Raw genomic sequence first — 19,290 nt, 5'->3', positions numbered from 1 at the left:
AAGCCTCAATCTCCTCTTCTCAGAAAAAATAAAATAACACCCTAATGGCAATTCACTAAAAAATAAAAGCCACATGATTACTCATGGGCTCTGTATTTGGAATATTATTATATAGATTTAGTAACTTTTATAAGATTATTTAATTACATTAACTCCAATTTCCTCTAGTCTGACCTGGTCTTCGGCAATAATCCCGCCATCCGTAATCAGATAATCCACCTGATCCAGGGAAGCAATTTTACCAAAACCTTTTTTATTTAACTTTGAAGAATCTGCAAGAACTACTGTTTTATCTGCACATTCAATCATAACCTGATTAAGGTGAGCTTCAGCAGCATTGGATGTACTGATTCCAAACTCAAGATCAATCCCATCTACCCCAAGAAAAAGTTTATTACATGAGAATTGTTTAAGAATGCCTTCTGAAATAGATCCTACAATGGAAGTAGAACTTTTTCTTACCTCTCCTCCTAATTGAATCACATTAATATTAGGATTATTACAAAGTTCAATTGCAACCCTCAATGAAGAAGTTAAAACAGTAAGCGGACCGAAGTTCATTAACATCCTTGCAAGATAATGCATAGTAGTTCCTGATGCCAATATAATACAGTCATTCTCTTGAATTAAAGACAGCGCAGCTCTTGCAATAGCTTGTTTTGCTTCTACATTAATATTTTCTTTTTCACCTACGTTCTGCTCATAAGCATATCGTACCTGTTTACTTGCTCCTCCATGATTTCTAAAAAGAAGTCCTAAACTTTCGAGATAGTTCAGATCCTTTCGTATCGTAACCGAAGAAACATTCAGCCTTTCGCACAAATCCTGAACAAGAACATGTCCTTTTTCATCCAGTTCCTTTAATATTTCATCATGCCTTGGTATTAGCTTCTCCATTTTATTCGTTTCCTCAAAATTACCGTTTTTTTTTCACATGCAAATTTTTATTGTTTTTAAGGTCCTACGTAATTACTTCACCTTCAATAATAAAGGTTTTTATAAATCATAGTCATTTCACATTTTAAAATTTCATTTATTTTCTTTTTGCTTTCATTTTTAATTTATATATTTGAAAACGAAACATAAACGAAACATTTATGAAACGAAACGAAGAACTCAGTAAATTAACCAGTATAAAAGAATGGGACTTTATTGTCATAGGAGGAGGAGCCAGTGGTTTAGGTTCAGCATTAGACGCAGTAAGCAGAGGATTCAAAACTTTATTACTTGAATCTCATGACTTTGCGAAAGCAACTTCCAGCAGAAGTACCAAACTGGTACATGGTGGAGTAAGATATTTAGCACAAGGAGATATAGGCTTGGTGAAAGAAGCATTAAAGGAAAGAGGCCTGTTAGCAAAAAATGCAGCACACATTGTAAAAAATCAGTCTTTCATTATTCCTAATTATACTTGGTGGGGCGGAATCTATTATAAAATAGGTTTATCCGTTTATGATTTCCTTGCCGGAAAATTAAGTTTGGGTAAAACGAAATACATCAGCAAATCAAAAACCATTGAAAAACTTCCTACTATTGAACAAAATCATTTAGCAAGTGGTGTTGTTTACCAGGACGGACAGTTTGATGATGCGAGACTTGCAGTCAATTTAACTCAAACCATTATTGAAAAAGGAGGAAGCGCTGTGAACTATGTAAAGGTTGTCAATCTTCTGAAAGATGATAAGGATAAAGTAATAGGTGTAGTTGCAGAAGACCAATTCTCCAAACAACACTACCAAATTCATGCAAAAGTGGTTATTAATGCTACCGGTGTTTTCACAAATGACATCCTTAATATGAATAATCCAAAACATGGTAAACTGGTAGTACCAAGTCAGGGAATTCACCTGGTTCTGGATAAATCATTCCTGAAAAGTGATGATGCCATCATGATTCCGAAGACTTCTGACGGAAGGGTGCTGTTTGTAGTACCTTGGCATGACAGGGCTTTGGTAGGAACAACAGATACTCTTTTGGAAAACGAAAGCTTTGAACCTCGTGCTTTGGAAGAGGAAATTAGTTTTGTTTTAAATACAGCAAGACAATACCTTTCTAAAAAACCAACCCGTGATGATGTAAAATCTGTTTTTGCCGGGCTTCGTCCTCTTGCCGCTCCAAAAGACGGAAGCAAGAGTACAAAAGAAGTTTCCCGAAGCCACAAGGTGATTGCTTCTGACACAGGATTGGTTTCTATTATTGGCGGAAAGTGGACAACTTACCGTAAAATGGCTGAAGATACTATTGATAAAGCCATGCAGGTACACAATCTGGGCAATACGAGTTCTAAAACAGAACATATGTCTATTCATGGAAACGTAAAACCAGAACAAGTAGACAGAACGAATCATTTATATGTATACGGATCTGATATCCCTGCCATAAAAGCTTTACAGGAAGGTAATCCACGTTTTTCACAGAAACTACACCCGGACCATCCATTCACGGTAGCGGAAGTAGTTTGGGCTGTAAGAAATGAAATGGCTGAAACAATTGAAGATGTACTGGCAAGAAGAGCTCGTTTGTTATTCCTTGATGCAAGAGCAGCTATAGACACGGCACACAATGTGGCCAGAATTATTGCTGAAGAAAAAGGACATTCTGAGGAATGGGCCCAGCAACAGGAAAATGAATTCATCGAATTGGCAAAAGGATATTTATTAACTCCTTATTCACCTAAAGTTATCAACCTTAATTAATCACCATATGAATGAAAAGCTAATTCTCGCTTTAGATCAGGGAACAACTTCCTCCAGAGCGATTCTATTCAACCATAGCGGAGAAATCAAATATGTATCACAAAAAGATTTCAGACAAATCTTCCCTACTCCAGGCTGGGTAGAACATGATCCAAACGAAATCTGGTCATCACAGATCTCCGTTGCTGCAGAAATTATTGCCAAAGCAGGCATCTCCGGACTGGAAGTAGCTGCTATTGGAATTACCAACCAGCGTGAAACCACAATAGTTTGGGATAAAGAAACCGGAGAACCTATTTACAATGCGATTGTATGGCAAGACCGAAGAACTTCCAAATATTGTGATGAACTGAAAGAACAAGGTCATGCAGAAACCATTAAGGAAAAAACAGGTCTTGTACTGGATGCCTATTTCTCTGCCACCAAATTAAAATGGATCCTTGACAATGTTGACGGAGCAAGAGAAAAAGCAGAAGCTGGAAAATTATGCTTTGGAACAGTTGATACCTGGTTGGTATGGAAACTAACCCGTGGGAAAATGTTCATCACTGATGTTTCTAACGCCAGCAGAACCATGCTTTTGAATATTCATACATTGGAATGGGATAATGATCTGTTGGAGCTATTCAACATTCCTAAAGCCATTCTTCCTGAAGTAAAACAAAGCAGTGAGATATATGGTGAGACAGCCACTACTCTATTCTCTACCAAAATTCCTATTGCGGGAATTGCGGGAGATCAGCAGGCGGCTCTATTTGGCCAAATGTGTATCAATCCGGGAATGGTAAAAAACACTTACGGAACAGGATGTTTCTTATTAATGAACACAGGAAAAGAAGCTGTTTCATCAAAAAATAATCTTTTAACGACCGTTGCCTGGAAAATCAATGGAGAGGTGAACTATGCATTGGAAGGAAGCGTATTTGTAGGTGGTGCAGCTATTCAATGGCTAAGAGACGGTCTTAAACTGATTCATTCTTCTGATCAAGTGAATGATCTGGCAGCCTCTGTTGAAGACAATGGTGGTGTTTACTTTGTTCCTGCCCTTACAGGGTTGGGAGCTCCTCATTGGGATCAATATGCACGTGGGACTATTGTAGGAATTACCCGTGGTACCACTGACGGACATATTGCAAGAGCTACATTGGAAGGAATCGCATTCCAGGTGTTTGATATTGTAAAATCTATGGAAGCAGATTCCGGAAGAGCAAGTCTTGAACTGAGAGTAGATGGTGGTGCTTCGGCAAGTAACCTATTGATGCAAATACAATCTGACCTTTTCGGATTTAAAATTACAAGACCAAAAACATTAGAGACAACAGCATTAGGTGCGGCTTATTTAGCAGGTCTTGCTGTAGGATACTGGAAAAATATTGATGAGATACAGGCTCAATGGATTGTAGATAAAGATTTCCATCCTCAATTGGAAAAGGAAAAAGTAGATACTATGGTTCATTTCTGGAACAAAGCGGTATCCCGTGCTCAAAGTTGGATTGAAGATTAATTTCTGACCTTAAAAATACACATATGACTCCATTTATCGCAGAAGTGATCGGGACGATGCTTCTAGTTTTGTTAGGCAACGGTGTTGTAGCCAATGTTGTCTTGAAAGATACCAAAGGGAATAATTCCGGATGGATTGTTATTACTACTGCCTGGGCATTAGCCGTTTTTGTAGGAGTAACTGTTGCAGGGCCTGTAAGTGGAGCCCATCTAAATCCGGCCGTTACGATCGGTTTGGCTGCAGCGGGAAAGTTTGCCTGGGATCTGGTTCCGTCTTATATTGCGGCTCAGATGATTGGAGGAATGTTGGGAGCCTTTTTGGTTTGGCTGTTTCATAAAGATCATTTTGCCATTACAGAGGATGAAGGAGCAAAACTCGCTTGTTTCAGTACCGGACCAGCAATCAGAAAAGTTTCATCTAATCTTATCAGTGAGATTATCGGAACTTTTGTATTGGTATTTGTTATTTTCCACTTTTCGGACCCAAGTATTAACTTACAGGCCGACCCTAATGCGAAAGTAGGATTGGGTTCTATAGGAGCAATTCCTGTAACCTTTCTTGTATGGGTAATTGGATTGTCATTAGGTGGAACTACCGGATACGCCATTAACCCTGCTAGAGATCTTGCTCCGAGAATCATGCACGCTATTCTTCCGGTAAAAGGAAGCAGTGACTGGAGTTATGCATGGATCCCTGTTATAGGACCTATCACCGGAGCTGTCATTGCCGCATTATTATTCATGGTATTAAAATAAAAATACGATGAAGAAAATCTTAACAGGCATCTTCTTGCTTACTTTAGCTACAGGAAGATTATTTTCACAGGAAAACAGCGAAGGTAAAGAAAGTAAAGAAGGAAGACTTGATTTTACCGCTAACATTCAAAACAACCATTTATGGAGAGGATTGATTATTACAGATAAACCTGTAGTGATGGGAAATCTTTCGTACGCTTTGGATGCAGAAAAGAAATGGAAAGTAGGTATTTGGGGAGCTTCTGCTTTGGCAGATGATAAAGATAACACTCATTATAAAGAAATCAATTATTATGTTCAATATTCTAACGGACGTTTTTATATTGGATTATGGGATCTTTATAATTCCAGAAATATCAATACGGCTGTTGCTGCAGATGATATCTTCAGTTATTCACAAAGAAGAACAGCACATATCATTGATTTAAGAACAAACTATACCTTTGGTCCTTCATTTCCAATGAATATTGAGGCAGACATTATGTTATATGGAGGTGCCAATGCAGGAGAAGTAATCCTTGAACCTGATGGAAGTTATAAAAAGAACAGATATTCTACCTATGTTCAGGCTAGTTATCCTGTCATCAGTGGCCAAAAAGTGAATCTTGATGCTTTTGTAGGTGCAGGATTTTCATTGAATGGCAACACCTTTTTGTATGGAAATGGAAAAAACAACTTTGATATTGTAAACTTAGGGGTAAAAGCTGGAAAGGTTCTCAAGATCACAGAACATTACAGTTTACCTGTTTCTATGATGGCCATGTGGAATCCTTCTAATAAATATGCAAGAATTCAACTGGCTGCGACAGTTTTTTAATTTAATTTTTGACTAAATTATATGGAAGCCACTCCAAAAGGAGTGGCTTTTTGTTTGTTACGTAGAAAACTAATCTGTCAAATCTGCGATTTACTACCATTCCGGCGGAAGGGAGTAATTATATGAATGAGAGTTGGAAAAGAACCAGAAGAATACTAATAATAATCACTTACTCAATTACCGGGATTTTACGGTTTATAGGTTTGGCTGATATTTTTAAATTTGAAGAAAAAATATTATGAAAAAAGTTTTCAGTTTAATGATCTTATGCATCAGCATTTTCACTCTCGCACAAACAAAACTGCCTTTTACCGGCCACAGAAGTTTTGATATCCTGAAAGGATACAGTGGTACTGGCACTCCTCAATATTATCTGGATGTAAAAAAGACAGGTGATGTGTATTTCGGATATGTTCAGGTTAATCAGGCCAACGGAAAAGAAACCAAAGAAGAAATTAATGCGGGTAAATATGCTCCCAATAAAGTAATGAAAGTGGTTTTCAAAAAGTATAAAGAGACCTTCTTTGTGAAATTCGGTAAAGATAAGATCTACCTTACTGATGAAAAGGGGAATATTCAGAATCTTGAAGGCTGCTGTTCTGCCAAGGATAGTATTGATAAAGATACTTGTAATTGCGAAAGTGAATTGTATCAATAAGCATAATAGAAAACCACTCCTTGTGGGGGTGGCTTTTTGTTTGTTGAGGTGTAAATCGTCAGCAAAAAGTGTACCGATTTAGTTCAGAACTAAGATAGTGTTTTCATAATAAACAGAACAAAAAAAACCATTAAATTTGATTTATTATGACAGCCAAAAAACCAATCAGTAATCCTGAAAATTATTTAAAAGACATCCGCAGAAAAACCAGAAGGATTTTCACCGCGGAACAAAAGATCCTAATTGTGATGGAAGCCCTTCGGGCTGAAACCTCCATAGCCGAACTCTGTCGCAAGCACGCTATTCAGGAATCTACCTTCTACAAATGGAATAAGGAGTTCATTGAAGCCGGTAAAAAGCAACTCTCAGGAGATACTCTTCGCCAGGCAACCTCCGAAGAAGTCTCTCAGCTTCGGGAAGAGAACCGAAAACTCAAGGAGACGGTCGCCGACCTCGTTATCCGCTACGACATTGTAAAAAAAAGTTTGGAAATTCTGGAATAACCGAAAAATACAGAAAGTATATGAGGTTGTTACCTGAAGAAAAACTGGAAATCATCCAAATGGTTACCCGTAGTGAAATCGGCGTGAACAGGACACTCAGGGAACTTGGCATTCACAAAAGCACCTTCTACAAGTGGTATAATCTGTACCTTGAGAAAGGTGAAGCGGGATTTCATTCTTCCCCTTCTTCTGGCAGAAGGCAGTGGAACAACATTCCTGAAGAAGAGAAAAATCTGGTGGTAGAAATCGCTTTGAATTATCCTGAACTCTCCAGCAGAGAACTGGCTCATAAAATCACCGATGAGAAGGGTGTATTTATCTCAGAATCCAGTGTTTACCGTATTTTAAAGAAAAGAGGACTGATAACGGCTCCATCGCACATCCTGATTTCTGCCTCGAATGAATTTAAGGATAAAACCAATTTTGTTCACGAAATGTGGCAGACAGATTTTACTTACTTTAAAATTCTGGGTTGGGGCTGGTACTATCTAAGCACGGTGATTGACGATTTTAGCCGCTATATCGTTCATTGGGAATTGTGCCGAAATATGAAGGTGAATGATGTTCAAAGAACCATTGACCGAGCTGTGAAGAAAGCAGGTTTAAGAAAAGGACAAGTTCCGAAACTTCTGTCGGACAACGGTTCTTGCTATATTACCGAGGAATTAAAGGAGTATTTACACGATAATCACGGCATGAAGCAAATCCATGGAAAGCCCGCTCATCCACAGACGCAAGGCAAGATTGAACGCTACCACAGGACGATGAAAAATGTGGTGAAACTGCATCATTATTACAGTCCAGAGGAATTGGAAGCGGCTTTGGAAGTATTTGTAAACCGCTATAACAATGAGCGTTATCACGAATCTTTGAAGAATCTAACTCCAGCGGATGTGTACTTTGGAAGAGCCGATGAAGTGTTGAAAATAAGACAGCAGATAAAATCTGAAACTCTAAAAAGAAGAAAAAAGGAATATTACAAAAGAAAATTAATCGAAACCTAATTTTTTTTCTTTTTAAAAGCAAAAAACTAAACTTTAAATTCTATATTTGAAACAGAAAACACTCTCTAAGAAAAAGTACACTTTCTTTTGAAGACATACACCAAAACTGGGTTTGATAAATTGTTTGTATTGATATCAAACCAGGTGAAGTTAAACCTTAGACGCTCATTGAACCAATCCGATTTGAATCCAGCTTCCCATTGTTTAGTGGTAGAAGGTCCCATCAGCCCTGCAAACTGAATAGCATTATTTGCCGTTCTTAAAGAAGTGGTAGTGGTATAAGATCCAAACACATTAATATTTTCAACTGGAGAAAGAATTAATCCAAAAGACGGGTTCCATGCATCTTTATCTGCATTGCTAGTTCCATTAAGCCTGCTGTATCTTAATCCTAAATGTGCTTTTACATATTTCCCGATTGATAGTACATCCTGAGCCATAATACCAATGGTAGGACTTAAATTAGGGACAGATCTTTCCAGTTTATCAAACGCCAGATCAAATGGTAGGACGTTTGGAATAACGCCATTAACTACATCAAACTGATCGATCACAACTGATGGAATAGCTTTATTATTTACTTTTCTTGGTGAAGAAAGCAAGTTACCCGGAGCAATAGAGTTTTTATAAACATCATAACCCGTAGTAGAAGTTTCTGTTTCTCTCCAGTCAAATCCTACCTGGAAGGTATGCTTGATAAAACCAGTTTTAATATCTTCTCCAATGAAGTCAAACTGTAATACCTTGTTAAGATCTTCTGATGCAGATCTGCTTATTGTACGTTGTCTTAAATTATAATTGATTGTTTTAGGATCATTCCCTATTGTAGAAACAGATGAGCCTAAATTATCTGAATTGCTCACAGAATTGATGAAAGCTCCTCTTACTTTTAATTTGCTGGTAAGCTGACGTACCACAGTTGTAGCAAAGTTATAGGTTTCCGTTTTCATATAATCGGAAGAATATCCTAAGAACTTTCCTTTTGGCATATGATATAATGCTTCTGTAGTTCCAGGTGCAAGATTCACAGTTCCTCTGTCCGGAGTTCTTTTATCATGAAGATAATCCATCTCCACATTGATTAATGTTTTATCATCCGGGCGGAATGCCACTGAAGGATTCACATATATTCTTTCTCCTGAAACATGACTTCTGAAAGAATTATTGTTCTGATAGGCACCATTAAATCTTACTGCAACTTTCCCTTGAGAATCCAAAACTCTTTGGAAGTCTACAGTAGGTCTGTAAAAGTCCCAACTTCCATAACGGAAGCCTACATTAGTTTGATCAATAAATTGAGGTCTTTTAGTTACCACATTGATTACTCCCCCTGCAGATCCTAAACCATTACCAATCCCCTGGCTTACTGCCGCTGAACCTTTAATTACCTGGATACTTTCAACTCCCTGCATATCTGTCATCATCCCAGCAGTACGGAAGTCTGAATCCATCTGAACACCGTTCTTCAATACCGGAACCCCACGGTATCCTCTGATAGACATACTTTCACTTCCTCCTCCATAGCTGGAAAATAAAGTTACTCCGGGTACGTTTTTCGCTACATCGGTAACGGTAAGTGCTCCTAGTTCCTCAATTGCTTTATGGGAGATCACAGAAATGCTCTGGATCTGATCTCTCGTCTTCAATGGTAATCTGGTAATTGCCTCCAAACCTTGCGGCTGTTTTTTTCTTTCACCAAACAGTTCTACTTCTTCAATTTTTTTATGCTTAATTGAATCATTTGTCTTCTGTGCATTTGCAAGAACCCCACCCAATAATAGCAGAGAAAAGGATACTACTTTATTCATCTGATAATTTTTTGCAAATTTATTATTTTTAATGATTCTAAATAAATAAACTAAGGTGACATATCTCACCTGATAATTACCATCAATATAGGATCAACAATCTCATCATAATTATGATAAAAATATACTAAAGTAGCCTTTCTGCTATTGAGGATAAGCCCTCCATACTATACAATGATTATCAATATTGAAAAAGAAAAAAAATGCGCATATTATATGGATCTCAATTTCATTTATACCCATCATTAAAAAATAAAAAATCCATCCCTAAAATAGGGACGGAAAGTATTATGTATTGTCTTTATATTAGTTTAAAGGGTACTTTATGGCTTTATCAATTTCGATTGGATTATTATCCCGAAGCATTACTCTTCTTCGTTCATCAGACATTCCTTTGAGCTGATCTATGCTTTTAACCTGTACTCCGGAAACCCAGAAAGTATTCTCGGGATTAGTATTGGATTTAAACGATTCTGCGATGTCATGTAACGGATCGTTGTAAAGCTCCAATTGTTTCTTTGCAATAATTTTTTCAGTTACAGGAAGTGGTTTCTTTCCAACAAAGCTTTCAAGAAAGGGTGTTTCATAAGTCTTGGGGAATTTCATACTTTTAGCCAGCTTAAAAATAAAATTCTTATTAGTGTCTTCTATTTCAAAGATGAGCCCCGGAAGCCCACGGAACTTATAAGGTCCCTCACTTAAGTTGATGTCTTTGCAAAACCATGCAATCCATTCTCTGCCACCAAAGCGAGTAGTTGCTTTCTGCAAATTATATTGTCCGTCAACTTTTGTATCACTTAGTAGCTTCCAGTTTATTTTATCAGTGGATTTTACAGAAAAGAAATCATTCACCAGAATCAATGAAGTATTTTCAAAAGAACCCTTTTTCCTGATAACAGCAGGAAGATCATCATCCCATCTTGCTCTGTTCTGGCCACGAACCTTATTCAAAGAATCAGTCTGGGCATATGAGTACGGATAAAATTTGACATCATCAGGGTTGACGTCGAGGATCATATTAGCTTTGGTAAAATCCTGTGCTAATGAATCTTTTTTATATTGTAGTAGATATATAAAACGATGGGTCTGTGCACTCAATAGTAAAGGGAATAATAAGAGTATCAGTTTTTTCATGGTATAGATTTGAGCCAAAAATATCAATAATATTTGGATTCAACTAAATAGGTCGTCATCATTTTGAAAATGAAAATAAAAAAATCCGCTCCTAAAAAGGAACGGATTCTATAATCATTGCAAAGTATGCAGTTATCACACTTTAATTTCAACGTCTACACCTGAAGGAAGTTCTAATTTCATTAGAGCATCAACAGTTTTAGAAGAAGAAGAGTAGATATCCATTAGTCTCTTGTGAGCTGATAATTGGAACTGCTCTCTTGCTTTTTTGTTTACGTGCGGAGATCTCAACACTGTGAAGATTCTCTTGTTCGTTGGTAATGGAATTGGTCCGTTTACAACAGCACCAGTAGCCTTTACCGTTTTTACGATTTTCTCAGCAGACTTGTCTACCAAGTTGTAATCGTAAGATTTTAGTTTTATTCTGATTCTTTGTGACATTTCTTTAATTTAAAAATTAACCTTTTGCTTTAGCTATGATTTCTTCAGCAACGTTTTGTGGAGTAGCTTGGTACTTCTCTAATTCCATAGAAGAAGTAGCTCTTCCTGATGAAAGTGTTCTTAGAGTAGTTACATATCCAAACATTTCAGAAAGTGGAACAGAACCTTTGATTACAACGGCACCGTTTTTCTCCTCCTGACCACTGATTGTACCTCTTCTTTTGTTAAGGTCACCAATGATGTTACCCATATATTCTTCTGGAGTTACAACTTCCAGTTTCATAATAGGCTCCATAATTACTGGCTTAGCAGCACGTCCCGCTTCTTTAAATCCTAATTTAGCAGCCATTTCAAATGAAAGAGCATCAGAATCCACCGCGTGGAAAGATCCATCTTTAAGAGTAACTTTAATACCTTCAACTTCGAAACCAGCCAATGGACCGTTCTTCATTGCAGCTTTAAATCCTTTTTCAATGGCAGGAACAAATTCTCTAGGAACGTTACCACCCTTGATCTCATTGATGAATTCTAAACCAATTTTACCTTCGTCAGCAGGTCCTAGTTCAAATACAATGTCAGCAAATTTACCTTTACCACCAGATTGTTTTTTGTAAACTTCTCTGTGTTGAGCAACTTTTGTTAAGTTTTCTTTGTACTCTACCTGAGGTTGTCCTTGGTTTACTTCAACCTTGAACTCTCTTCTCATACGATCTACAATGATATCTAAGTGAAGCTCACCCATACCAGAGATAATCGTTTGTCCAGAAGCTTCGTCAGTTCTAACAGTAAACGTTGGATCTTCTTCAGCCAATTTAGCTAAAGCGTTACCCATTTTATCCTGGTCAGCTTTAGTTTTAGGCTCAACAGCGATACCAATTACCGGATCAGGGAAAACCATCGATTCAAGAACGATTGGGTTTTTCTCGTCACACATTGTATCACCAGTTTTGATAGATTTGAAACCTACCGCAGCACCAATATCACCAGCTTCAATATATTCTACTGGATTTTGCTTATTAGCGTGCATCTGATAGATTCTAGAGATTCTTTCTTTATCTCCTGAACGAGTGTTCAAGATATAAGAACCAGCATCTAGTCTTCCTGAATATGCTCTGAAGAATGCTAATCTTCCCACGAATGGGTCAGTAGCAATCTTAAATGCTAATGCAGAGAAAGGCTCATCTACAGATGGTTTTCTTGTAATTTCAGCGTCAGTTCTTGGGTCAGTACCTTTGATATCATCTTTATCCAATGGAGAAGGCAAGTATTTACATACTGCATCCAACATAAACTGTACTCCTTTATTCTTGAATGAAGAACCACAAGTCATTGGGATAATAGATAAATCGATAGTAGCTTTTCTTAGAGCTTCGTTGATTTCCTCTTCAGAGATTGAATCTGGATCTTCGAAGAATTTCTCCATCAAAGTATCATCATAATCTGCAACAGCTTCAACTAATTTCTCTCTATATTCAAGAACCTCATCTTTCATGTCTTCAGGAATTGGAACTACCTCGAAAGTAGCACCTTGTCCAGCTTCATCCCAGATGATCGCTCTGTTTTTGATTAAGTCTACAACTCCTTTGAAATCTTCTTCAGCACCGATTGGTAAAACGATTGGAACTGCGTTAGATCCTAACATATCTTTAACCTGGTTTACCACGTTAAGGAAGTCAGCACCTTGTCTGTCCATTTTGTTTACGAATCCCATTCTAGCAACTTTGTAGTTGTCAGCAAGTCTCCAGTTTGTTTCAGACTGAGGCTCTACTCCATCTACTGCTGAGAATAAGAATACCAATCCATCTAATACTCTTAAAGATCTGTTTACTTCTACAGTGAAGTCAACGTGTCCTGGTGTATCAATGATGTTGAAGTGGTAAGGCTTAGTATCTGCAAGAGGCTTTCCTTGGTCTGTTGGAAAGTTCCAAGAACAAGTAGTTGCAGCAGAAGTAATAGTAATACCTCTTTCTGCTTCCTGCTCCATCCAGTCCATTGTAGAAGCACCATCGTGAACTTCTCCAATTTTGTGGTTTACTCCTGTATAGAATAAAATCCTTTCAGTAGTGGTAGTCTTACCTGCGTCAATGTGAGCAGCAATACCAATATTTCTTGTAAATTTAAGATCTCTACCCATTTCAGATTAGAATTTAAAGTGTGAGAAAGCTTTGTTAGCTTCCGCCATTTTGTGAGTATCAGATTTCTTTTTGAAAGCTGCACCTTCTTCTCTTGAAGCAGCTACAACTTCATTAGCTAATTTCAAAGCCATAGACTTATCATTTCTCTTTTTAGAGTAGCTAATTAACCATTTCATTGCCATAGAAATTTTTCTATCAGCTCTGATTGGCATAGGAATCTGGAAGTTAGCTCCACCTACTCTTCTAGAACGTACTTCTACGTGAGGCATAACGTTTGTTAATGCATCTTTCCAGATTTCAAGGGCTGTTTTCTCAGTTTCTCCTTTTTTAGTTTCTACGATATCTAGTGCATCATAGAAAATTTTGAATGCGATAGACTTTTTACCGTCTAGCATTAAGTTGTTTACGAATCTCGTTACCAATTGATCATTAAACTTCGGATCTGGTAACAACGGTCTTTTTTTCGCTTTTGTCTTTCTCATTGCTTCTGTACCTTATTTAATGATTATTTTTTCTTTCCTTTTGCAGGAGCTGCAGCAGCTTGTCCTGGTTTAGGTCTCTTAGCTCCGTACTTAGATCTTCTCTGAGTTCTTCCATTTACACCAGCTGTGTCTAATGCACCTCTTACGATGTGGTAACGTACTCCCGGTAGGTCTTTCACCCTTCCGCCTCTAACCAATACTATCGAGTGCTCCTGAAGATTATGTCCTTCGCCCGGGATATAGGCGTTAACTTCTTTACCGTTAGAAAGTCTTACCCTTGCTACTTTTCTAAGTGCAGAGTTAGGTTTCTTAGGTGTAGTAGTATATACTCTCGTACATACACCACGTCTTTGTGGACAAGAATCAAGGGCAGCCGATTTGCTCTTCTTGGCAAGCGTGGCTCTTCCTTTTCTTACTAATTGTTGAATAGTAGGCATTTAATTGCTTTTTATTTTAGGCTGCAAAAATAGTAATATTTTTTTAATTGACAAGCAGTTATGATATTTTATTTCGTCATCAATTTTCTTTAATTGTTTTCAAAACTACCGAAAACCTCCATTACTTTTATGTTATTGTGGCATTTTAAGTAATGGAGGTTCGTATCAAAAAATCAAAATTTTATCTAAAGGCATCCTTTATTATTTTTCCTTTCATATATTGTTTAGGAACTCCTAAAAGTTCAGCCATTGTACTTGCAATGTCAATTTGCTCATAATTTCCGGTGCTGATTGTCGCATTCTTTTTAAAATCGGGCCCCATCGCGAAAAATTCTATGTGTCTACAACCTTCACAATCATCTCCATGGTTTCTGAATCCACCTTTACTATCCAAATGTCTTCCATGATCATTGGAAACAATTAAGGTCGTTTTATCTTTATAAGTAGGAAGTGACTGAATATAATCCCAAATCTCTTTAATAGAAGCATCTGTTGTCTTGATCGCCTGAATGTATTCATTATACTTATTATCATGCCCATATGAGTCTACATCTTTTAGGTTGATCACAATCATATTAGGGCTATACTTTTTCATGATCTCCTTCGTATTAGCCATTGTAACGGCATCAGCTCTATAACCGGATCCATTTCCACTTATCCCACAATCTACACTTGGCTGATATTTTCCTTTCCAGTCTGCCAGTTTACAGTCGTTCAACACTTCCAATTTATCTTTGGAAGCAATCACCCATGCTTTTGTTTTATCTGCTCCAGTGAACTTTAACCATTGTTGCATCACAGACGGATAGCCTGGCAATTCTGTTCCATCATTTACAATATTTTCATAGACCCCTGAACACATCGCACTATGCCCTGGGTTTGTATTTGTAGTTCCATTGTTTTTAAAATTGCTGATAAAAACACCCTGGTTTAATAAACTTACCCTGTTAGGGATGTTTTCTTTATTTGGAGCTTCCCAGGTTTCAGAAATACGAGGGCCATCCACCACTAAAAGTACAACGTTTTTAGTTTGGTATTTACTTTCAACTTTAGGGTCTGTGATGATCTGCGCCTCTGCATCATTATTACTGCATGAGAACATGAATAATGATACCATAGAATACAGGAAAAACTTCTTCATTGCTTTTTACTTTAAATTATATTTCGAGTGCAAAGCTAGAAAACACAATCTCCGGATTCATTAACAAATTGTTATCTATTTCTTAAGAATTTAATACGAAAATCAACAATAAGAGAAATAAAAAAACATCGGAAAGGGAGGTTGTAATTGATATCTATTCTATTATTGTAACTGTAACATTTTTATTCCAATTGAATTTTTTGATATTTTGTTTCAACTGTTCAAGATTCTTCACATCTATAGAATATAAGGAAACTTCCAATCTGGCAACTGTTACTTTATCTTCAATCTTTAGCGTGGCTGCTTTTCTCCAATAAGAAGGAACATATCCCTGCAGCCAGCCTTCATATACAACCGCAATGTCATATTTATTATCCAGACAATAGTTGCTAAGAAAGTTTCCAAATTTTTGGTCAAACGATTTTTTATTTTCATTAAAATGAATGGTTTCTACAGATCCAAGACCTGCAATATCCAGCAAATGAATATCCGTATAATAACAAACTGCCCCAATATCATTAGCTACTACTTTAGAAGTATTATAAAACTGGTGTAAAAATTTTGCAGACTGTACCTGTTGTTCATAAATATTCTTACCTCCATTGCTCATAATAGGATGAGCAACCCAACATTTATAGATCATCAAAAAAACATTAGCTGCCACTAACAGACTTATCCATTTTTCTTTTACAATATAATCTTTCCAATTAAAGAACAGTCCTTTACATTTTGGTATTAATACCATACTAAAGCCTGTAAGAATATAGGCTTCATAACGTAAATGCCCTTTTAAATCAGCAAACATAGAATGACAGATCATCAACAGTGAAAATACAATTAATAAAAAATTATCACTCACTACATCTTTTAGTGTTTTCATTCTAAAGTCTCTGTAAATAAAGACTGTACACAACAAAAGAGGAAAAATTCCTATTTTATAAAAGCTGATATTCAGCAAAAGATTATCCAGAAAAATGACTTTAAACTGACCTAACACATTGGTATCAAGACTTAGCTTTGTTCCTTTTACCACTACTGAGTTAGGAAAAAAATAACCATCCTGCTGATAATTGAAAGCACAAAATGCTATAATAGGAATGAAACCCAGCAATACGACAAACAATGCTTCTTTCCATTTTCTGACAACGGCAAACATAAAGGCCAGAATTACAAAATAAAACATACTTTCGAAGCGAACTAATCCCATCAACAGCAAACTGAAATAAAAGCCAAATAGGATAAGTTTATTATGATCAATACGGGAAAGACAAAAGATATTAACCGCAAACAAGAACACCTGAAAAACATGTTCCATTCCTGAAAGAATATTCAAAGGAAGTACAATAAAGAATGCAGTAAAAAGTATGGCTAAAACAGTTTTTTTAACTTCTTTAAAAATTTCAGCATAATATTCGGAAAGAACATAAAGAATTCCAATACTAAAAATAACATTGAAATACAGCGGAATCTGATCATTGTTTCCAAAAACTTTAATCAGTACACTAAGAATATACGTGAATAATGGAGAAGAAGAAGTAGAGGAAAACTGATATCTTGTCATCCCCCATACTTCATAGAATGCAAAATTCTTTGCCATTGCAAGATGAATGTATGCATCATCTAAAAGATAGACGTAATGTCCGTCAGTTTTCAGAATAGAATTGATATAATATAATAAACAAACTGAGAAAAAAAAGATAAAAGACAGCAAGAAGCTTCGTACACCTATATTTCGGACTATTTCCATTTTAAAATTAAATATAAACATTAATTATTCAGCTGATAAATTCAGCCTATGATTTCAGCTATCACCTTCCTATCCCCACGCATAGCCTTCATCATTTGCAATATTAATACTTCCAAACTATTTTAAAAAATTTTCTTATAGTTATCATCTATTGATATCCCTGGCTATTCGGCACGATATTTCGTAACTTTGAGATATATAAAAAGATAAACTTATGAAAAACGCTAGTATTATAGGGCTTAAAGAAGCCGACTGCAAGAAAATAGCAGAAAAATTAAATGCACTTTTAGCCAACTATTCTATTTTTTATCAGAACACCAGAGGTTCTCACTGGAATATTAAAGGGGACCAGTTCTTTACCCTTCACCCGAAGTTTGAAGAACTTTACAATAGCTTAGTTTTAAAAATTGATGAAATTGCAGAAAGAATTCTGACATTAGGGGCTATTCCTGCCCACAACTACTCTGATTATTTAAAAGTAGCCACCATCAAAGAAAGCAAAGAAGTAACGGACGGAAACAAAAGTGTTGAGCAAATTCTAAGCTCATTCAAAGTTGTTATTGACCTACAGAGAGAACTTTTGGATATTACAGATAAGGCTGGTGATGAAGGTACCAACTCTCAGATGAGTGACTACATTACCGAACAGGAGAAAGAAGTTTGGATGTACAATTCTTATTTGGGGAAATAAACCGATAGGTTCATCAAAATATTTCAAAAAAATCGCCTTACATTTAGGCGATTTTATTTTTAATTTTTATATTTGCGTTAAAATTACACATATTATGAACGACGTGAGACTAAATTCTATACTGGATAACGATTTCTATAAAATAACCATGCAAAATGCTGTGGTAAAACTTTTTCCTAGTTCTATTGTTAAATATGAATTCATCAACAGAGGGAAACATCATTTTCCGGAAGGTTTTGATGTAGCATTAAAGGAAGCTGTTAATAAAATGGCTGAACTTAAACTTACCAAGGATGAAAAGAAATTCATGGCAAGAACATGTCCTTATATTGATCTTCCGTATCTCGATTTCCTTGAAGGCTATCATTTTGATCCATCTGAAGTGAAAATTCATCAGGAAGGTGGAGATCTTTCTGTAATTGTTGAAGGTCTTTGGTACAGAACAATTCTTTGGGAAGTTCCTCTATTGGCACTCATCAGTGAGCTGCACTATGAAATGAACCATATGGAGAGGGATTCTAATGAAGTGGTAATGAGCAAAACCCTTGAGAAAGCAGATTCTTTAGGCAGACTGGGAGTAACATTTGCTGAGTTCGGGACCCGTAGAAGACATTCCTATAAAGTACAGAATTTAGTCATGGAAGCCTTAACACAGAAAAAAGATTCTACTTTCATCGGAAGTTCCAATGTTCATTTTGCGATGAAATATGGAGTGAAGCCAATCGGAACCCATGCTCACGAGTGGTTCATGTTCCATGCTGCCGAATATGGTTTCAAAATGGCTAATGAGCTGGCTTTGGAACATTGGGTGGACGTTTACAGAGGCGATTTGGGAGTAGCTCTTTCTGACACTTATACAACAGATGTTTTCTTCCAGCAATTCGATAAAAAATTCGCAAAACTTTTTGATGGGGTACGTCATGACAGTGGTGATGCCTTGGAGTTTGCGGATAAAACCATTGCGCATTATCAGAAAAACGGCATCAATCCAATGTTTAAATATATTATTTTCTCTGATGCCTTAAATCTTGAAAAGGTGGAAGAAATTACAAGCTACTGCAGAGGAAAAATAGGAATTTCTTTCGGAATAGGAACTAACCTTACGAATGATGTGGGATTAAAGCCAATGAATATCGTAATGAAACTTATTGGTGTACAAGCACCCAACAAGGAATGGATTCCAACGGTGAAACTTTCGGATGAGCGCGGAAAATATACCGGTGATCCTAAAATGATTGAATTGGCCAAAGAATTTTTAAGAATAAAAGATTGATATAACCTCATCAAATCTATTAGATATAACCTCGTAACCATCGAGGTTTTTTCGTATCATATCA

16 protein-coding genes and 1 pseudogene are annotated in these 19,290 nt (G+C 36.6%); 8 read left to right on the top strand and 9 right to left on the bottom strand.

Translation table 11 applies throughout. From position 1 onward, the window contains the following. Positions 1-135: 135 nt before the first annotated feature. Positions 136-897, bottom strand: a complete 762-nt coding sequence (locus tag EL260_RS03130) for a DeoR/GlpR family DNA-binding transcription regulator (RefSeq protein WP_123858823.1) — start codon at positions 895-897, stop codon at positions 136-138. Between the two features lie 200 nt (positions 898-1,097). Between EL260_RS03130 and EL260_RS03125 the strand changes: the two genes are divergently transcribed. From EL260_RS03125 to EL260_RS03100, 6 genes and pseudogenes are all read left to right on the top strand, one after another. Further along, positions 1,098-2,696 carry a glycerol-3-phosphate dehydrogenase/oxidase gene (locus EL260_RS03125; RefSeq protein WP_123858822.1) on the top strand — a complete coding sequence of 533 codons (1,599 nt, stop codon included), beginning with the start codon at positions 1,098-1,100 and terminating at the stop codon, positions 2,694-2,696. A 7-nt stretch (positions 2,697-2,703) separates the two neighbouring features. Continuing rightward, entirely contained in the window at positions 2,704-4,200 is a 1,497-nt protein-coding gene (gene glpK / locus EL260_RS03120) for a glycerol kinase GlpK (protein WP_123858821.1), read from the top strand. A gap of 23 nt (positions 4,201-4,223) precedes the next feature. After that, a complete protein-coding gene (locus tag EL260_RS03115) occupies positions 4,224-4,955 on the top strand; it encodes an MIP/aquaporin family protein (RefSeq protein WP_123858820.1) in 732 nt (243 codons plus the stop codon). Positions 4,956-4,962: 7 nt separating this feature from the next. Further along, positions 4,963-5,772 carry a hypothetical protein gene (locus EL260_RS03110; RefSeq protein ID WP_123858819.1) on the top strand — a complete coding sequence of 270 codons (810 nt, stop codon included), beginning with the start codon at positions 4,963-4,965 and terminating at the stop codon, positions 5,770-5,772. 238 nt (positions 5,773-6,010) lie between these two features. Further along, the gene (locus EL260_RS03105) at positions 6,011-6,430 is read left to right on the top strand and encodes a hypothetical protein (protein ID WP_123858818.1); all 420 of its coding nucleotides are present in this window, start codon (positions 6,011-6,013) and stop codon (positions 6,428-6,430) included. 146 nt (positions 6,431-6,576) lie between these two features. Then, a pseudogene (locus EL260_RS03100) lies at positions 6,577-7,937 on the top strand (IS3 family transposase). Positions 7,938-8,002: 65 nt separating this feature from the next. Here the strand turns inward: EL260_RS03100 and EL260_RS03095 are convergent. The 8 genes from EL260_RS03095 to EL260_RS03060 form a co-directional block, all read right to left on the bottom strand. After that, a complete protein-coding gene (locus EL260_RS03095) occupies positions 8,003-9,745 on the bottom strand; it encodes a TonB-dependent siderophore receptor (RefSeq protein WP_228445291.1) in 1,743 nt (580 codons plus the stop codon). Between the two features lie 306 nt (positions 9,746-10,051). Then, complete coding sequence (locus EL260_RS03090) at positions 10,052-10,879, bottom strand: GLPGLI family protein (RefSeq protein ID WP_228445289.1); 828 nt, start codon at positions 10,877-10,879, stop codon at positions 10,052-10,054. Between the two features lie 135 nt (positions 10,880-11,014). Next, positions 11,015-11,320 carry a 30S ribosomal protein S10 gene (rpsJ, locus tag EL260_RS03085; RefSeq protein ID WP_002661363.1) on the bottom strand — a complete coding sequence of 102 codons (306 nt, stop codon included), beginning with the start codon at positions 11,318-11,320 and terminating at the stop codon, positions 11,015-11,017. A 16-nt stretch (positions 11,321-11,336) separates the two neighbouring features. After that, positions 11,337-13,454, bottom strand: coding sequence for an elongation factor G (fusA, locus tag EL260_RS03080; RefSeq protein WP_123858816.1), 2,118 nt, complete (start codon positions 13,452-13,454; stop codon positions 11,337-11,339). Positions 13,455-13,460: 6 nt separating this feature from the next. Then, complete coding sequence (rpsG, locus tag EL260_RS03075; RefSeq protein WP_034677991.1) at positions 13,461-13,937, bottom strand: 30S ribosomal protein S7; 477 nt, start codon at positions 13,935-13,937, stop codon at positions 13,461-13,463. Positions 13,938-13,960: 23 nt separating this feature from the next. Then, entirely contained in the window at positions 13,961-14,374 is a 414-nt protein-coding gene (gene rpsL, locus EL260_RS03070) for a 30S ribosomal protein S12 (RefSeq protein WP_002983146.1), read from the bottom strand. A 181-nt stretch (positions 14,375-14,555) separates the two neighbouring features. Continuing rightward, positions 14,556-15,515, bottom strand: coding sequence for a sulfatase-like hydrolase/transferase (locus tag EL260_RS03065; RefSeq protein WP_123858815.1), 960 nt, complete (start codon positions 15,513-15,515; stop codon positions 14,556-14,558). 154 nt (positions 15,516-15,669) lie between these two features. Continuing rightward, positions 15,670-17,112, bottom strand: a complete 1,443-nt coding sequence (locus EL260_RS03060) for a hypothetical protein (RefSeq protein ID WP_123858814.1) — start codon at positions 17,110-17,112, stop codon at positions 15,670-15,672. A gap of 364 nt (positions 17,113-17,476) precedes the next feature. Here EL260_RS03060 and EL260_RS03055 point away from each other — a divergent pair, with 364 nt between their 5' ends. Continuing rightward, positions 17,477-17,953 (top strand): Dps family protein, encoded by a 477-nt coding sequence (locus EL260_RS03055; RefSeq protein ID WP_123858813.1) that lies wholly within the window; start codon positions 17,477-17,479, stop codon positions 17,951-17,953. Positions 17,954-18,047: 94 nt separating this feature from the next. Further along, positions 18,048-19,226: a nicotinate phosphoribosyltransferase gene (gene pncB / locus EL260_RS03050; RefSeq protein WP_123858812.1), complete on the top strand. Its 1,179-nt coding sequence runs from the start codon at positions 18,048-18,050 to the stop codon at positions 19,224-19,226. Positions 19,227-19,290 lie beyond the last annotated feature (64 nt).

The sequence above is a fragment of the Chryseobacterium nakagawai genome, assembly GCF_900637665.1.
In the GTDB taxonomy this organism is placed as follows: domain Bacteria; phylum Bacteroidota; class Bacteroidia; order Flavobacteriales; family Weeksellaceae; genus Chryseobacterium; species Chryseobacterium nakagawai.
Note: the sequence above shows the minus strand (reverse complement) of the source record. Positions and strands in the feature narration are given on the sequence as shown.

Bases quoted from the DNA above. Each gene is read 5' to 3' on its own strand.
- EL260_RS03130 (WP_123858823.1), bottom strand. From the start codon at position 897: ATGGAGAAGCTAATACCAAGGCATGATGAAATATTAAAGGAACTGGAT.
- EL260_RS03125 (WP_123858822.1), top strand. From the start codon at position 1,098: ATGAAACGAAACGAAGAACTCAGTAAATTAACCAGTATAAAAGAATGG.
- glpK (WP_123858821.1), top strand. From the start codon at position 2,704: ATGAATGAAAAGCTAATTCTCGCTTTAGATCAGGGAACAACTTCCTCC.
- EL260_RS03115 (WP_123858820.1), top strand. From the start codon at position 4,224: ATGACTCCATTTATCGCAGAAGTGATCGGGACGATGCTTCTAGTTTTG.
- EL260_RS03110 (WP_123858819.1), top strand. From the start codon at position 4,963: ATGAAGAAAATCTTAACAGGCATCTTCTTGCTTACTTTAGCTACAGGA.
- EL260_RS03105 (WP_123858818.1), top strand. From the start codon at position 6,011: ATGAAAAAAGTTTTCAGTTTAATGATCTTATGCATCAGCATTTTCACT.
- EL260_RS03095 (WP_228445291.1), bottom strand. From the start codon at position 9,745: ATGAATAAAGTAGTATCCTTTTCTCTGCTATTATTGGGTGGGGTTCTT.
- EL260_RS03090 (WP_228445289.1), bottom strand. From the start codon at position 10,879: ATGAAAAAACTGATACTCTTATTATTCCCTTTACTATTGAGTGCACAG.
- rpsJ (WP_002661363.1), bottom strand. From the start codon at position 11,320: ATGTCACAAAGAATCAGAATAAAACTAAAATCTTACGATTACAACTTG.
- fusA (WP_123858816.1), bottom strand. From the start codon at position 13,454: ATGGGTAGAGATCTTAAATTTACAAGAAATATTGGTATTGCTGCTCAC.
- rpsG (WP_034677991.1), bottom strand. From the start codon at position 13,937: ATGAGAAAGACAAAAGCGAAAAAAAGACCGTTGTTACCAGATCCGAAG.
- rpsL (WP_002983146.1), bottom strand. From the start codon at position 14,374: ATGCCTACTATTCAACAATTAGTAAGAAAAGGAAGAGCCACGCTTGCC.
- EL260_RS03065 (WP_123858815.1), bottom strand. From the start codon at position 15,515: ATGAAGAAGTTTTTCCTGTATTCTATGGTATCATTATTCATGTTCTCA.
- EL260_RS03060 (WP_123858814.1), bottom strand. From the start codon at position 17,112: ATGGCAAAGAATTTTGCATTCTATGAAGTATGGGGGATGACAAGATAT.
- EL260_RS03055 (WP_123858813.1), top strand. From the start codon at position 17,477: ATGAAAAACGCTAGTATTATAGGGCTTAAAGAAGCCGACTGCAAGAAA.
- pncB (WP_123858812.1), top strand. From the start codon at position 18,048: ATGAACGACGTGAGACTAAATTCTATACTGGATAACGATTTCTATAAA.